Source organism: Kitasatospora saccharophila (assembly GCF_039529925.1).
GTDB classification, from domain to species: Bacteria; Actinomycetota; Actinomycetes; order Streptomycetales; family Streptomycetaceae; genus Kitasatospora; species Kitasatospora saccharophila.
The window spans coordinates 22,186-37,519 of sequence record NZ_BAAANS010000053.1; the positions used below are offsets into that span (position 1 = coordinate 22,186).

16 protein-coding genes are annotated in these 15,334 nt (G+C 74.4%); all 16 read left to right on the forward strand.

What is annotated here, in order from left to right:
• The first annotated feature begins 89 nt into the window (after window positions 1-89).
• The gene (locus ABD345_RS30480; protein ID WP_344556817.1) at window positions 90-1,352 is read left to right on the forward strand and encodes an FAD-dependent monooxygenase; all 1,263 of its coding nucleotides are present in this window, start codon (window positions 90-92) and stop codon (window positions 1,350-1,352) included.
• Window positions 1,349-2,569, forward strand: coding sequence for a thiolase family protein (locus ABD345_RS30485; protein ID WP_344556818.1), 1,221 nt, complete (start codon window positions 1,349-1,351; stop codon window positions 2,567-2,569). The genes ABD345_RS30480 and ABD345_RS30485 overlap by 4 nt, the downstream gene beginning before the upstream one ends.
• Entirely contained in the window at window positions 2,566-3,261 is a 696-nt protein-coding gene (locus ABD345_RS30490; protein WP_344556819.1) for a 3-oxoacid CoA-transferase subunit A, read from the forward strand. The genes ABD345_RS30485 and ABD345_RS30490 overlap by 4 nt, the downstream gene beginning before the upstream one ends.
• Window positions 3,261-3,929 carry a 3-oxoacid CoA-transferase subunit B gene (locus tag ABD345_RS30495; RefSeq protein WP_344556820.1) on the forward strand — a complete coding sequence of 223 codons (669 nt, stop codon included), beginning with the start codon at window positions 3,261-3,263 and terminating at the stop codon, window positions 3,927-3,929. The genes ABD345_RS30490 and ABD345_RS30495 overlap by 1 nt, the downstream gene beginning before the upstream one ends.
• Before the next feature lie 71 nt (window positions 3,930-4,000).
• A complete protein-coding gene (locus tag ABD345_RS30500) occupies window positions 4,001-4,609 on the forward strand; it encodes a TetR/AcrR family transcriptional regulator (protein WP_344556822.1) in 609 nt (202 codons plus the stop codon).
• 268 nt (window positions 4,610-4,877) lie between these two features.
• Entirely contained in the window at window positions 4,878-5,837 is a 960-nt protein-coding gene (locus tag ABD345_RS30505; protein WP_344556824.1) for a phosphotriesterase family protein, read from the forward strand.
• Window positions 5,838-5,894: 57 nt separating this feature from the next.
• Window positions 5,895-6,848: a phosphotriesterase family protein gene (locus ABD345_RS30510; RefSeq protein ID WP_344556826.1), complete on the forward strand. Its 954-nt coding sequence runs from the start codon at window positions 5,895-5,897 to the stop codon at window positions 6,846-6,848.
• Window positions 6,849-6,939: 91 nt separating this feature from the next.
• The gene (locus ABD345_RS30515) at window positions 6,940-8,070 is read left to right on the forward strand and encodes an FAD-dependent oxidoreductase (protein WP_344556828.1); all 1,131 of its coding nucleotides are present in this window, start codon (window positions 6,940-6,942) and stop codon (window positions 8,068-8,070) included.
• 174 nt (window positions 8,071-8,244) lie between these two features.
• Window positions 8,245-9,159: an alpha/beta hydrolase gene (locus ABD345_RS30520; protein ID WP_344556830.1), complete on the forward strand. Its 915-nt coding sequence runs from the start codon at window positions 8,245-8,247 to the stop codon at window positions 9,157-9,159.
• On the forward strand, window positions 9,156-10,106 hold the full coding sequence (locus tag ABD345_RS30525; RefSeq protein WP_344556832.1) for an MBL fold metallo-hydrolase: 951 nt from the start codon (window positions 9,156-9,158) through the stop codon (window positions 10,104-10,106). Before ABD345_RS30520 ends, ABD345_RS30525 begins: the two co-directional genes overlap by 4 nt.
• Entirely contained in the window at window positions 10,103-11,848 is a 1,746-nt protein-coding gene (locus ABD345_RS30530) for a CocE/NonD family hydrolase (protein ID WP_344556834.1), read from the forward strand. The genes ABD345_RS30525 and ABD345_RS30530 overlap by 4 nt, the downstream gene beginning before the upstream one ends.
• Window positions 11,849-11,948: 100 nt before the next feature.
• Window positions 11,949-12,434 (forward strand): macro domain-containing protein, encoded by a 486-nt coding sequence (locus ABD345_RS30535; protein ID WP_344556835.1) that lies wholly within the window; start codon window positions 11,949-11,951, stop codon window positions 12,432-12,434.
• Between the two features lie 25 nt (window positions 12,435-12,459).
• Complete coding sequence (locus ABD345_RS30540) at window positions 12,460-12,753, forward strand: hypothetical protein (RefSeq protein WP_344556836.1); 294 nt, start codon at window positions 12,460-12,462, stop codon at window positions 12,751-12,753.
• 121 nt (window positions 12,754-12,874) lie between these two features.
• A complete protein-coding gene (locus ABD345_RS30545) occupies window positions 12,875-13,600 on the forward strand; it encodes a hypothetical protein (RefSeq protein WP_344556838.1) in 726 nt (241 codons plus the stop codon).
• Window positions 13,601-13,620: 20 nt separating this feature from the next.
• Window positions 13,621-14,199 carry a helix-turn-helix domain-containing protein gene (locus ABD345_RS30550; protein ID WP_344556839.1) on the forward strand — a complete coding sequence of 193 codons (579 nt, stop codon included), beginning with the start codon at window positions 13,621-13,623 and terminating at the stop codon, window positions 14,197-14,199.
• A gap of 193 nt (window positions 14,200-14,392) precedes the next feature.
• Complete coding sequence (locus ABD345_RS30555; protein WP_344556840.1) at window positions 14,393-15,334, forward strand: class I SAM-dependent methyltransferase; 942 nt, start codon at window positions 14,393-14,395, stop codon at window positions 15,332-15,334.

Below are 15,334 nucleotides of genomic sequence, written 5' to 3' on the forward strand. Positions count from 1 at the left end.
CCGGGCGGGCCTGCCCTCCCGGGCCCCGCCCTCCCGCGCCCCCTCCCGGGCGTGCACGTGACTCCCCGTGATGTGGAAAGAAGCAGCTCATGAACCCTCCCTCCACCCCTGACGTGCTCGTCGTCGGCGGCGGCATCGGCGGTCTCGCGGCCGCGTTCGCGCTGGCCCGCAAGGGCCTGGGCGTGCGCGTGCTGGAGCGGGCGAAGGAGTTCGGGGAGGTCGGGGCGGGGCTGCAGATCGCGCCCAACTGCACCCGGATCCTCGCCGACTACGGGCTGTTGGACGAGGCCCGCGAGCTGGGCGTGCTGCCCGACGGGATGGTGATGCGGGACGCGCTGGACGCCCGCGAGCTGACCCGGCTCGACCTGCGCGACCTCGAACGGCGCTACGGCTACCCGTACGTGGTGATCCACCGCAGCGACCTGCACGGCATCTTCCTGCGGGCCTGCCGGCGGGCCGGGGTCGAACTGCTGACCGACCGGACGGTGGTCGACTACCAGCAGGACGGCGACGGCGCCCGGGTGGTGCTGGAGGACGGCAGCACCGAGCGGGCCCCGCTGGTGATCGCCGCCGACGGGCTGCACTCGGTGGCGCGGCGCAAGCTGGTCGGCGACGAGGTGGTCAGCTCCGACTACGTCGCCTACCGGGCCGCCGTCCCGATCGAGCGCGTCCGGGACAACGGGATCGCCGAGCACGACGTCACCGTGTACGTCGGCCCGCGCTGCCACTTCGTGCAGTACGCGCTGCGCGGCGGCGAGATGTTCAACCAGGTCGCGGTGTTCGAGTCGCCGAAGGCCAAGGCGGGCGACCCCGACTGGGGCACCCCCGACGAGCTGGACGCCGCGTTCGAGGCGACCTGCGACACCGTCCGCTCCGGCATCCCGCTGATGTGGCGCGACCGCTGGTGGCAGATGATGGACCGGAACCCGGTCGAGACCTGGGTGCACGGCCGGATCGCGCTGCTCGGCGACGCCGCGCACCCGCCGCTGCAGTACATGGCGCAGGGCGCGATCATGGCGATCGAGGACGGCTGGGTGCTCGCCGAGCACGCCGCCCGGCTCACCGACGAGGGCGAACCCCCGCAGTGGGACGCCGCGTTGGCCGCCTACCAGGACGTCCGGGTGGAGCACTGCCGACGGGTCCAGAGCACCGCCCGGGCCTGGGGCGAACTGTGGCACCTGGACGGCGGGGCCCGGCTGCAGCGCAACGCGATCCTGCGCGACCGGGCCGTCGACGACTACGCGTTCACCGACTGGATCTACGGGCCGACCGCGCTGCTGCCCGGGCAGGAGCCGCCGATGTTCACCCCGATCCCGCTGGAGGGCGCCCGCCCGCAGGAGCCGGTCCGGTGAACGACGCCTACCTGTACGACGCCGTCCGCACCCCGTTCGGCCGCTTCAACGGCGCCCTCGCCGCCGTCCGCCCGGACGACCTGGCCGCCGCCGCGATCCGCGGCCTGCTGGAGCGCGCCCCCGGGCTGGACCCGGCCGAGGTCGGCGAGGTGGTCTGGGGCAACGCCAACGGCGCGGGCGAGGACAACCGCAACGTCGGCCGGATGGCCGCCCTGCTGGCCGGGATGCCCGTCTCGGTGCCCGCCACCACCGTCAACCGGCTGTGCGGCTCCGGCCTGGACGCCGCGATCGCCGCCTCCCGGACGATCGAGTGCGGGGACGCCGAGACCGTCCTCGCGGGCGGCGTCGAGTCGATGACCCGCGCCCCCTGGGTGCTGCCCAAGCCCGACCGGGCCTTCCCCGCGGGCGACACCGCCGCCGTCTCCACCACCCTCGGCTGGCGACTGGTCAACCCGGCCATGCCCGAGGAGTGGACCGCCTCGCTCGGCGAGTGCAACGAGCAGCTGCGCGAACGCCTCGGCATCCCGCGCGAGCGCCAGGACGAGTTCGCGGCCCGCTCGCACCGGCTGGCCGACCGGGCCTGGGCGGACGGCTTCTACGACCACCTGGTGCTCCCCGTCGCCGGACTGGCCAGGGACGAGGGCATCCGGCCCGGCACCGACACCGCCAAGCTGGCCGCCCTCAAGCCGGCCTTCCGCCCCGACGGCACCATCACCGCGGGCAACGCCTCCCCGCTCAGCGACGGCGCCGCCGCCCTGCTGCTGGGCGGCGCCGCCGCCGCCGAACGGATCGGCCGCGCCCCGCTGGCCCGGATCGCCGGCCGCGCCGCGCACGCCGTCGCCCCGCAGGACTTCGGGTACGCGCCGGTCCGGGCCGCCGAGCAGGCGCTGCGCCGGGCCGGGATCGGCTGGTCGGACGTCGGCGCCGTCGAACTGAACGAGGCGTTCGCCGTCCAGGCGCTGGCCTGCGTGGACGCCTGGGGCGTCGACCCCGAACTGGTCAACACCCGCGGCGGCGCGATCGCGCTGGGCCACCCGCTGGGCGCCTCCGGCGGCCGGCTGCTCGGCACCCTCGCCGGGGTGCTGCGCGAGCGGCGCGCCCGCTGGGGCGTGGCGGCGATCTGCATCGGCGTCGGCCAGGCACTGGCCGTCGTGATCGAGAACGTCTGCGAGGACGTATGCGAGGACGTCTTCGAGGAAACGGAGGTGGGCAGGTGACGGCGACGGTGGTGGCGGCCGACGCGGACGAGGCGCTGGCCGGAGTCGCGGACGGCTCGACCGTCCTGGTCGGCGGGTTCGGGTACGCGGGCATGCCGTTCGAGCTGATCGCCGCGCTGATCCGGCAGGGCGCGGGCGGGCTGACGGTGGTCTCCAACAACGCGGGCAACGGCGACGTCGGCCTGGCCGCGCTGCTGAAGGCCGGCCGGGTGCGCAAGGTGGTCTGCTCCTTCCCCCGGCAGAGCGACTCGTACGTGTTCGACGCCCTCTACCGGGCCGGGAAGGTCGAGCTGGAGGTGGTGCCGCAGGGCACCCTGGCCGAGCGGATCCGGGCCGGCGGCGCGGGCATCGGCGGCTTCTTCAGCCCGGTCGGCGCGGGCACCCCGCTCGCGGCTGGCAAGGAGACCCGGATCATCGACGGCCGCGAGCACGTCCTCGAAGCGCCGATCCGCGGCGACCTGGCGCTGGTCTCCGCGCACCGCGCCGACACCGCGGGCAACCTGGTCTACCGCAGGACCGCCCGCAACTTCGGCCCGGTGATGGCCACCGCCGCCACCACCGTGGTGGCCCAGGTCACCGAGATCGTCCCGGCCGGGGAGCTGGACCCGGAGAGCGTGGTCACCCCCGGCATCTTCGTCGACCGGCTGGTCCGGGCCGAGGCCCGCCGCCTGACCGTGCAGGGAGCGCGCTGATGACCGCCACAGCTGTCCGGGAGCACACCGACCGCGGCCCGCTGAGCACCGAGGAACTGGCCGCCCGGATCGCCCGGGACATCCCGCCGGGCTCGTACGTCAACCTCGGCATCGGCCAGCCCACCCGGATCGCCGAGCACCTGCCGCCCGACGCCGGGATCGTGCTGCACACCGAGAACGGCATGCTCGGCATGGGCCCGGCCGCGGTCGGCGACCGGGTCGACCCGGACCTCACCAACGCCGGGAAGGTGCCGGTCACCGAACTGCCCGGCGCCGCCTACTTCCACCACGCCGACTCCTTCGCGATGATGCGCGGCGGCCACCTGGACGTGTGCGTGCTCGGCGCGTTCCAGGTCTCCGGCCGCGGCGACCTGGCCAACTGGCACACCGGCGAACCCGACGCCATCCCCGCCGTCGGCGGGGCGATGGACCTGGCGGTCGGCGCCGAGCGGGTGCTGGTGATGATGAAGCTGTTCACCCGGGACGGCGCCGCCAAGCTGGTCGAGGAGTGCGGCTACCCGCTGACCGGCGCGGCCTGCGTGCACACCGTCTACACCGACCACGGCGTCTTCGAGACCGGCCCCGACGGCGCGGTGCGGGTCCTGGAGACCTACGGCCTGACCCTGGCCGAGCTGCGCGAACGCCTCCCGGTGCGGCTGCTGGGCTGACCCGTCCCGCTGTACGGGCCGTACGGTGACCTGCCGTCGGGTACGGGCGCCGAACGCTAGGATCGGGGGCCATGGCGAACCTCCGCGCGGCGCAGAAGCAGATGACCCGACGACTGCTGATGGAGTCCGGGCTCGACCTGTTCCGGACCAAGGGCTACGCCGCCACCACCATCGACGACATCGCCACCGCGGCCGGCACCACCCGGGTCACCTTCTACGCGTACTTCCCCACCCGCAGCGACCTGATGAAGGCGCTGATCGCCGAGCAGCTCAACGACTCCCTCCAGCGCACCGCCTCCGCCGAGCACGGCTCCACCGCGCTCGGCCTGGTGGCCACCGTCGCCGAGGGCACCCCGGCGGCGATCCACGCCTGGATCCGGCAGACCGCCGAGTCCTGGCCGGTGATCTGGCCGCTGATCCGGATCGGCCGGGACGCCGCCGCGATCGACCCCGAACTCGCCGACCTGGTCGAACGCTGGCTGGAGGAGGCGATCAGCGACATCGAGGACGGCCTCACCGCGGCCGGCCGCTTCGCCCCGCACCAGCGCCGCTTCCGGGGCGTGCTGGCGATGGCCGAGCTCGACTACGTCGCCCAGCACTGGGAGCGGGCCGGCTGGAAGCTCGACCGCGAGCAGCTGCTCCAGGAGCTCGGCGACAGCTGGGTGCGCCAGCTCACCTGACCCGCGCGGCGGGTTCTCGCTCCGGTCGGTACGGGCCGCGTGCGCAGGGTTCTCCCTGCTCACGCGGCCTTTTGCGTGCCCGGGCGGAGCAGTCGGTGGCGACATGGCGGTCGCTATTTTTTCTTGATGTCTGTTTCATTGACTCAATGTAAACCAAATGGCTAACGTGACAACGAACCACCGGGCCATCGGGTCACCGGGCCATCGGGTGCCAGGCACCCCCGAGCGCACACACGAGGCAGGCATGGGCCACCGCACCACCCCTACCGTGAACACCGTCCTGGGGCCGGTACCGGCCGCGGAACTGGGCGTCGTCGCGATCCACGAGGCCCTGCTGTCGGTGGTCCCCGGCGCCGAGCACGCCTGGGACGTCACCATCGACCGGGCCGAGGTCTTCGAGACCCTCGCCGCCAAGCTCACCGAGTTCCGCACCCACGGCGGCGGCACCCTGGTCGACCGCACCGGCATGTTCCACGGCCGCGACCTGCGGCTGTACGAGGCGCTCTCCCGCACCACCGGCGTCCACCTGGTCGCCTCCACCGGACAGGGCCCCGAGGAACTGCTCGGCGGCTACTTCCTCACCCCGCAGACCAACCCGCCCACCCCCTGGCCGGCCGGGAAGTTCGCCGAACTGTTCGCCCTGGAAGCCGCCGAAGGCATGGTCGTCCCGCGGGTCGAGCGCCGCGGCCCCGCCGGGCTGGTCGCCACCGCCGCCACCCGGGCCGGCATGACCGCCACCGACGAGAGCCTGTTCCGCGGCGCCGCCCGCGCCGCCCTCGCCACCGGCGTCCCGGTCTCCGTCCGGTACGGCGCCGACGTCCGGCACGACCTCGACGTGCTGCTCGACGAAGGGCTCCCCGCCGACCGGATCGCCGTCGGCGACCTCGACCTCGATCGCGACCTCGCCCGGGCCGCCGCCTTCGAGGTCGCCGGCCGCGGCGCGTACGCCGTCCTCGACCACCTCGGCACCGAGGGCGAAGGCCACCCCACCGACGCCGAACGCGCCGACCTGGTCGCCGAGTTGGTCGCCGCCGGACACGGCGGGCGGGTGCTGCTCTCGGTCGGCGCCACCGGCGTCGCCAAGGGACACCCCGGCAACGACCTGCCCTACGCGCACCTGCTGACCGGCTTCGTCCCGCTGCTGCGCGAACGCGGCCTCGACGGGACCCGGGTGCGCCGCCTGCTGGTCGACAACCCGCGCGAACTGCTCACCGTCCGCGCCGTCTGAACCCCTCCCGCTCCTTCTCCTCCTTCTCCTCCGCAACCACGAGCAAAGGTGCGTCCCGTGTCACGAGTGAATACCGTCCTGGGGCCGGTGCCCGCCGAGGAGTTGGGGCTGGTGGCCGTCCACGAGCACATCGGCTACGGCATGCCCGGCTCCGAACTCGACACCCGCTGGTGGAAGACCCCCGAGCAGCGCTACCAGGAGACCGTCCCCAAACTGCGCCGCTTCCACGAACTCGGCGGCGGCACCTTCGTCGACGCCACCGGCATCTGCAACGGCCGCGACCCCGACTACTACCGCTCGCTGTCCGCCAAGACCGGCGTGCACATCGTCGCCTGCACCGGTTTCGTCGGCGGCGACACCGCGCTCGCCCACTTCGCCGACGCCGAAGTCGACTACCTGGCCGCCCAGTTCGTCCACGAGATCACCGTCGGCATCGGCGGCACCGGCGCCAGGGCCGGCGTCATCAAGGTCGGCGTCAGCCGCGGCGGCCGGATGACCGACCTCGACAAGCGGATCTACCGGGCCGCCGCCCGCGCCGCCCGGGCCACCGGCGCCCCGATCCTCACCCACCTGGCGATCGACGCCGAGAACGCCATCGCGATCTTCGAGGAGGAGCGGCTCCCGCTGCACCGCGTGCTGTTCGGCCACGTCGACGACGGCGTCAACGCCGACAAGACCCGGGACGTGTGGATCGCCGACCAGGGCGGCCGGATCGGCTTCGACACCTTCGGCTACGAGACCGAACTGCCCGATCCGCCGTTCTGGGCCCGCCCCCGCCGCGAACGCCTCGACCACTTCCTGCGCTTCATCGGCGACGGCCGGATCCACCAGGTCCTCGCCTCCGCCGACGCCAACTGCAGCCCGCTCGGCTGGCCCGGCGTCGAGGGACACACCGTCAACTACCTCTTCGACGACCTGATCCCCGACCTGCGCGCCGCCGGACTCGACGAGGCCGCCATCCGGACGGTCTTCGTCGACAACCCCGCCGCCTTCCTGACCCTCCAGCCGTGACCCGGCCGGCCGTGATCCCGCCGGCCGCGACCCCCGTCGGCCGTGACCTCCCGGCCGTGACCCCCGCCAGACGCAAGAGAGAAGCGCCACCATGCAGCTCAGCAACCTGAAGATCGCCGTCGTCGGCGCCGGGTACGGCGGCGCCGCCGCGGCCAAGGCGCTCAGCCTGCTCGGCGCGCAGGTCGACGTCTACGAACAGGCCAGCCGGATCCGCGAGGTCGGCGCCGGCATCGGCCTGCGCCCCGCCACCATGGACCGGTTCCGGCAGTGGGGCATCTTCGACGCGATCGCCGGCGTCTCCTCGCCCAGCGACTACTTCGAGATCCTCGACGCCACCGCCACCCCCATGCTCAAAGAGGCGTGGCCCGGCACCGACAGCTACGCCGAACCCACCCGCACCCACCTGATCCACCGCGGCGACTTCATCGACGCCCTGCTCGGCGTCCTCCCCGACGGCATGCTGCACCTCGGCCGCCGCCTGGAAGCCGTCACCGACCTCGGCGACCGGGCCCGGCTCGCCTTCGCCGACGGCAGCACCGTCGAAGCGGACCTGGTGGTCGGCGCGGACGGCATCAAGTCCGTGGTGCGCCGCGAACTGTTCAGCACGAAGGAGCCGGTGTTCTCCGGCGAACACGCCTACCGCGCCGTCATCGACCTCGCCGACACCCACGGCATGTGCCCCGACGACAACCTGCGGATGTACATCGGCCGCGGCACCAAGGTCTACCTGCTGCCGCTGCGCCACCGCGGCCAGGTCTCCTTCGACATCACCGCGCTGTGCCCCGACGACACCTGGGCGCCCCGGATCACCCACGCCGACCTGCTCGCCACCGTCGAGGGCTTCGACGAGCGGATCGTCGCGATGACCCGCGACCTCGACCTCGGCACCGTCAACGTCCGCGCCGTCTACGACATCGACCCCGTCGAGCGCTGGCACACCGACTCCGTCGTCCTGGTCGGCGACGCCGCCCACTCGATGCTCCACCACCAGGGCCAGGGCGCCAACTCCGCGATCGAGGACGCCGGCGCCCTCGCCGACGCCCTGCGCGCCGCGGACTCGGTGCCCGAGGCCCTGGCCGCCTACCGGGCCACCCGCAAACCCGTCACCGACGAACTCCAGCGGATCTCCCGCCAGGGCTGGACCGAACAGGAGATCGACGACGTCTTCCCCGGCCAGAAGCCCGGCGCCGTCGCGGGCAACGTCGGCCGCCAGACCCCCTGACGGGGGCGGGACGGCACGGGCAGCAGCGCTTTCGCTGCGCGGGCTTTCGCTGCGCGGGCTTTCGCTGCGCGGGTTTCCGCTGCGCGGGAATGTCCTGTTCGGTGCCGTGCCTGTCCGTCTGTTCCCTTCCTGCTCCGTGAAGCAACCCGTTCCCAGCAAGGAGTTGAGCCACCGATGCCCCTGCACCCCGAGATCGCCGCAGCCCTCGCGGCCATGCCCGCCCCGCCGCCCGGGCCGCTCGACCCGGTGGCGATGCGGGCCGCCGAGGAGGCGCACCTGCCGCCGGCCGGGCCCGAGCCGTTCGCGGTCGAGGACCGGGTGACGGACGGCGGCGCCCCCGTCCGGGTGTACACGCCGAGCGCGGCCGAGCGGCACGGGACGCTGGTGTACCTGCACGGCGGGGCGTTCTTCCTCGGGAGCGTCGACACCCACGACCACGTGGCCCGTTCGCTGGCCGCCGCGACCGGCCTGCGGGTGGTCTCGGTCGGCTACCGGCTCGCCCCCGAGCACCCGCACCCCGCCGGGCTGGACGACTGCACCGCCGTGCTGCGCTGGGCCGCGCGGGACCCGGGCTGGGACGGGCGCACCCTCGCCGTCGCGGGCGACAGTTCCGGCGGCACCTACGCCGCCGCCGTCGCCGCCCGCGCCAAGGACGCCGTCACCCACCAGGTGCTCTACTACCCGTCGCTGGACCTGGACTTCGACACCGACCGCTGGCCCTCCCGGCGGGAGAACGCCACCGGCTACGGCCTGGAGACCGCCGGGCTCAAGCCGTTCAACGCCTTCTTCCTGGACGGCGGCGCCGACCCGGCCGACCCCGAGGTCTCCCCGCTGCGCCGCGCCGACCTCACCGGCCTGCCGCCCGCCCTGATCGTCACCGCCGAGTACGACCCGCTGCGCGACGAGGGCGAGGCGTACGGCGAGCGGCTGCGGGCGGCGGGCGTGCCGGTGACCGTCAGCCGGTACCGGGGCGCGGGGCACGGCTTCGTCCAGCACTTCTCCCACCTGCCCGAGTACGCCCGGGTGTTCGAGCAGACCGCCGCCTTCCTCGCGGGCCCGGCCGCCCGCCCGGCGGGGGAGGACTCGTGACCGGCGCCCCGGTGGCCGTGCACCCGCTGGTCTCGCCGTGGGGCAGGTTCGGCCTGTACAGCTTCTTCATCGACGCCCCCGAACCGGCGATCGTCGACACCGGCATCGCCACCTCGCCCGCCGGGGGCATGGCCCCGGCACTGGCCGCGCTCGGCCGGCGGATCGAGGACGTCCGGTGGATCCTGCTGACCCACGGCCACATCGACCACATCGGCGGCGCGCACGCGCTGCGCGCCCTCACCGGCGGCCGGGCGAAGGTGGTGATCCACGAGGCCGACGCACCCTTCCTGCGCTCCCGGCGGGCCCATGTCGACGAGTACCTCGCCGGGCGGGGCCGCCACCTCCGCGACCCCGACGGGGCGGCGGCGGTGGCGGCCGCCGGACGGGCCGTCATCTCCGGCGAACTGGAGCCCGACCTGCTGGTGCGCGGCGGCGAGACGCTCGACCTCGGCGGCGGCACCACCGTCTCGGTGCACGCCCTCCCCGGCCACACCGCCGGCTCGGTCGCCTACCGGATCGACGGCCAGGACGACGTGTTCGTCGGCGACGCCGTCCAGGTGCACGGCGCCGCCAACGGCTTCCCCGGCTACACCGACCCGGCCGGCTACCGGGCCTCGCTGACGTACCTGCGCGACGAGCTGGCCCCGCGCCGGCTCTACCTCGGCCACCCGTACCGGCGCGCCGACGGCACCCCGTACGGCGTCGAGCTGGACGCGGCGCAGGCCCGCGAGGCGATCGGGCAGAGCCTGGCGGCGGAGGCCGCCGTCGCCGAGGCCGCCTGCCTGTGCGCCGTCCGGCCCGACGACGACTCGCCGTACGCGCCGTTCGCCGCCGCCGCCGAGCGCCTCGGCTACACCGGGGACCCGACGCTGGAGCCCGCGCCGTTCCTCACCTCCCTCTCCGGCTACCACCACGACCCCCACCAGCACACAGGAGCGACGCCATGAGCGACCACCGGACCCTCCGGGCGGGCGAGGAGACCATCGCGGTCCGCAAGGACCTGCGGGTGCCGATGCGCGACGGCGTCCACCTCGCCGCCGACGCCTACCACGCCCCCGGCGACACGCCCCGCCCCGCGTTGATCGCGATGAGCGCCTACGGCAAGGAGCTCCAGGCGCTCGCCCTCACCACCCCGCCGCAGCGCCGCCCCAGCCCGATGTGGGACGGCTGCATCGAGGCCGGCGACATCGCCCGGGTGGTCCGCGAGGGCTACGTGCACGTCATCGGCGACGTGCGCGGCACCGGCGACTCCGAGGGGACGATGATCGGCAACTACAACGCCGGCGGCGTCCCGCAGGGCCGGGACCTGTACGACGTGGTCGAGTGGGTCGCCGCCCAGCCCTGGTGCGACGGCAACGTCGGCATGATCGGCATCTCCTACTTCGGCTCGATGCAGGTCCTCGCCGCCGCCGAACGCCCCCCGCACCTGAAGGCGGTCTTCGTCAGCGGCGGCCACTTCGACTTCTACGAGACCACCTACCACGGCGGCGTCATGTGGTTCATGCCGCGCGCCGCCCGCGAGGGCCGCGGCGGCGACTCCGGCATCGCGCACACCGACGTCAAGTCCCGGATGATCGAGCAGTACTCGCCGGAGGAGCTCAATCGGCTGGTCGAACAGCGCCTCGCCGACCCGGACGTCGCCGCCTGGCCCAACCTGGTGCACGTCCTGAAGTACCCGAAGAACCGCGAGTTCTGGTTCGACATCGTGATGAACCACCTCGACGGCCCCTGGTACGAGGAGCGCAACCCGGTCAACCTGGCCGCGAACACCGACGTCCCGGTCTACCTGCAGATCGACCAGGGCCGCGGCTGGACGGTCGACGGCCACATCGAGCTCTTCGACGTCCTGAAGGGCCCCAAGAAGCTCGACATCGGCTCCTACCCGCCCATGCAGTCGCGCCCCTGGATCGAGGAGCACGACACGATGTTCCGCTGGTACGCGTACTGGCTCAAGGGCGTCGACAACGGGATCATGGACGAGCCCGCCGTCCGGGTCTTCGTCGAGGGCACCCGGGAGACCGTCACCGGCGCCCAGTGGCCGCCCAAGCCCGTCGCGCACGCGCCGCTCTACCTGCGCCCCCGGCACAAGCTCTCCGCCGAACCCGAGCGGATGGGCGGCGAGCACGCCGCGCCCGACGGCTTCTACCAGGCCCCGCTCACCGTCACCGACACCGTCCAGAGCGTCAGTTGGCGCACCGAGCCGTTCGAGGCGCCGACCGAGCTGATCGGCACCGGCGCCGCCCACCTGTACGTCGAGATCGACCAGGAGGACACCAACCTGATCCTCCGGATCTGGGACGAAGCCCCCGGCGGCGCACGGCAGTTGCTCACCAGCGGCTACCTCAAGGCCTCGCACCGCGAACTCGACGCCGCCCGCACCACCGAGGGCAACCCGTACCACCCGCACACCCGGGCGGTCCCGGTCGAACCCGGCGCGATCGAGGAGTACGTGCTGCGGCTCTACCCCTTCGCCGCCACCCTGCTGCCCGGGCACCGGATCGTCGCCGAACTCTCCAACGCCGAACCGCTCGCCGACGCCCACAACGCCCTCCTCCCGCCCGACGCCTTCCACCTCCCGGTCGGCCGACCCGTCACCCACAAGATCCACCGCGACGCCGCGCACCCCTCCCGCCTGGTGCTCCCCTTCACCACCGCGGGCGCGGCGCAGCCCCACCCGGCGGCACACTGACGTGCCGCCACCGGTGCCGCCGGACGCGTCCCCCCGGGCGTCCGGCGGCACCGGACGAAATCCTCCGCACGCTGTCGGCGCCGGCTGCCAGGATGCCGGCATGGCCGAAACGATCACCTACCTGCGCGGGGACGCCACCGCGCCCCGGGGCAAGGGCCCGCGGATCATCGCGCACGTCTGCAACGACCTCGGCGGCTGGGGCAAGGGCTTCGTCCTCGCGCTCTCCCGCCGCTGGCCCGAACCCGAAGCCGCGTTCCGCCGCTGGCACCGCGAGCGGGCCGGCAACGACTTCGGCCTCGGCGCCCTGCAACTCGTCCAGGTCGGGCCGCAGTTGTGGGTGGCCAACCTGGTCGGCCAGCGCGGCATCCGCACCGGCCGCTCCACCGGCGTCCCCGTCCGCTACGAGGCCATCGACACCGCCCTCGCCGCCCTCGCCCCCGAGGCCCGCCGCCTCGGCGCCTCCGTCCACATGCCCCGGATCGGCTGCGGCCTGGCCGGTGGAAAGTGGGAACGCGTCGAACCCCTGATCACGGCCCGCCTCACCGACCGGGGCGTGCCCGTCACCGTCTACGACCACGGGCAGTAGCATCCCCCCGGAGGAGGCGGAACCGATGCGGATCGCACTGCCGCACCCGGAGGGCGTGCCCGTGGCGGGCCTCCTGGTGCTGAGCCTGCTGGCGCTCCTGATGTGCGCGGAGATCGTCCTGCGCGGGTCGGGATCGCGCTGGGAGTACCTGACGCCGGCCGGGCTGGCACCGGTGGGCCTCGGGATCCGGCTGGGCAACCCGCCACTGATCCTGGCCGGGTGCGCGGTCATGGCGGTGGGCCTCGGCCTGGGCAACCGGCTGCGCCGGCGGGGACCGCGCAAGCCGGACGTGCGGCACCTGCTCGACCGCCGCCGCTGAGCGTCCGCCGTTGCCGAGCGGCCGGGGCGGCCCCCTTCCGCGGCGGGGCGTTCGGGGGGACGCTGGAGACGCGCCGGGTGTTCGAATCGGCGCCTCCGGGGGAGCGGGGGAGGGGGAACGCATGGACCTGCGGCAACGAGTGGTGCGGCGCAATCCGTTCGTCGCCTGGGTGCTCAACGGCTTGGCGGTGGTGTCCGTCCTGCTGTTCGTGCACACCATGGTGCGGCAGAACCTGTCCGAGCCGGACCGGCGGCCCTGGCCGTGGTCCTGGCAACTGCTGGACGCGCAGAGCGCCACCGCGGCCCTGCTCGCCGCGGTCGGTGCGATCGTCGCCCGGGCCCAGTTCGCCCGCACCGTACGGCCGATGCTGAGCGCCGCGGGCTGGGTCACGGCCGACAACGCGCCCGGCGGGGCGCTCAGCTGGACCGGCTACCTGTGCAACGGCGGCTCCGCCGCGGTGGTGGTGACCGCGGTCGAGTACCGCCTCGACTTCGCGGCCGACCCGGCCGACCCGGCCGATTCCGTCGATCCCGCTTCCGCTGCGGAGCCCGGGGCGGGCGGCAGCACCGGATGGACCACCCGGGACGCGATCATCGCCGCCGCGGCCGCGCGCGGGCTGCGCTCCGGCACGGACTACCGCTTCACCTCGGTGACCTCCAACGCCGTCATCGCCGGGGAGCAGCGCAGCCTGCTCGCCTGGTTCACCGAGCCCGCCCTCGCGGTGATCCGGGACGCCTACGTCCGGGTCACCGTCCGGGACCGGCTCGGCGACCTCCACCAGCGGATCGTGCCCTGCCTGGTCGACGTCGACCGCGTCCTCGACCACGCGGGGCCCGACCTGCTCTGACCCCGCTTACGATGCCGGGTATGACGGAAGACGCCGGTGACCTGGACGGGCTGGTCCGCAAGCGGATCCGGGCGCTGCGGGTCGCGCAGGGCTGGTCGCTGGACGAGCTGGCGGCCCGGGCCGGGCTGAGCCAGTCCTCGCTGAGCCGGATCGAGAACGGGCAGCGCCGCCTCGCGCTCGACCAGCTCGTCACCCTGGCGAAGGCCCTGGACACCACGCTGGACCAACTGGTGGAGACCGCCGCCGAGGACGTGGTGATCAGCCCGACGGTGGACGCCCGGCACGGCACCATGCGCTGGCCGGTCAAGGGCGACCCGGGGATCAGCGTGGTGCGCCAGCGGGTGACCGGACCGCCGCCCGACAACCCGGCCCGGATGCGCGCCCACCCCGGGCGGGAGTGGCTGGTGGTGCTCTCCGGCACCGCGGTCCTGATGCTCGGCCACCGCCGGATCCGGCTCACCACCCACCAGGCCGCCGAGTTCCCCACGATGATGCCGCACGCCCTCGGGGCGGAGGGCGGCCCGTGCGAGGTCCTCGGCATCTTCGACCGGGACGCCCGCCGCGGCCACCTGCCCGACCCGGGCCCGCGCGACTGCTGAGCGGTGCGGGGCGCGGGGGTACGGGGCCGGCGGGGGTGCGGGGCGAGGGGGTACGGGGGCGGCGGGGGTGCGGGGTGCGGCGCGGGGCCGCTGGACGGACCGTGCTTGCGCCTGCGGCATGCGGGAACGGCAAGGTCTTGCGCTTTCCGGGAGGGTGCGTGCTCCAGGCGCATGACCGCCGTACGGTGGGCCCATGAGCCACCCGCACACCCACGCCCACGCTCCTTTCGACGCCCCCGCCGACGCCGACGCCGACGCCCACGGGCACGGGCACACCCACGGACACGGAGACGGACACGCCCAGCACCAGCACCCGCACCCGGCCGAGGACGAGGCCGCGCAGGCCGAGGTGCTCGACCTGGACGCCGAGGTGCTGGCCGGGCACCTCGCCGCCATCACCGACTGGCTGCCGCTGGACGCCGAACCGCGGCGGATCGTCGACCTCGGGGCCGGCACCGGGGCCGGCACCTTCGCCCTGCTGCGCCGCTTCCCCGCCGCCCGGGTCACCGCCGTCGACGCCTCGCCCGGGCACCTGCTGCGCCTGCGCGAGAAGGCCGCCGCGCTGGGGCTGGACGACCGGGTCGGCACCGTGCAGGCCGACCTGGACGCCGAGCACTGGCCCGACCTCGGCACCCCCGACCTGGTGTGGGCCTCCGCCTCGATGCACCACCTGGCCGACCCCGGGCAGGCCCTCGGCCGGGTCCGCGAACTGCTCGGCGACGGCGGCGTGTTCGCCCTGGTCGAGCTGGCCGGGTTCCCGCGCTTCCTGCCCGCCGACGCCCCCGCCGAACGGCCCGGCCTGGAGGAGCGCTGCCACGCCGCGACCGACCACCTGCACGCCGAGCACGTCCCGCACCGGGGCGCCGACTGGGGCCCGCTGCTGACCGCCGCCGGTCTCACCGTCACCGGCGAACGCACCGTCACCGTCGACGTCGACGCCACCGAGCACCCCTCGGTCGGCCGCTACGCCCTGGCCACCCTGCGCCGGATCCGCACCGCCGTCGCCGAGCAGCTCGACCCCGCCGACCTCGCCGCCCTGGACCGTCTGCTCGACGCCGACGGCCCCGGCAGCATCGCCCTGCGCGAGGACCTCGCGGTGCGCACCGAACGCCAGGTCTGGGCCGCCCGCCGCTGA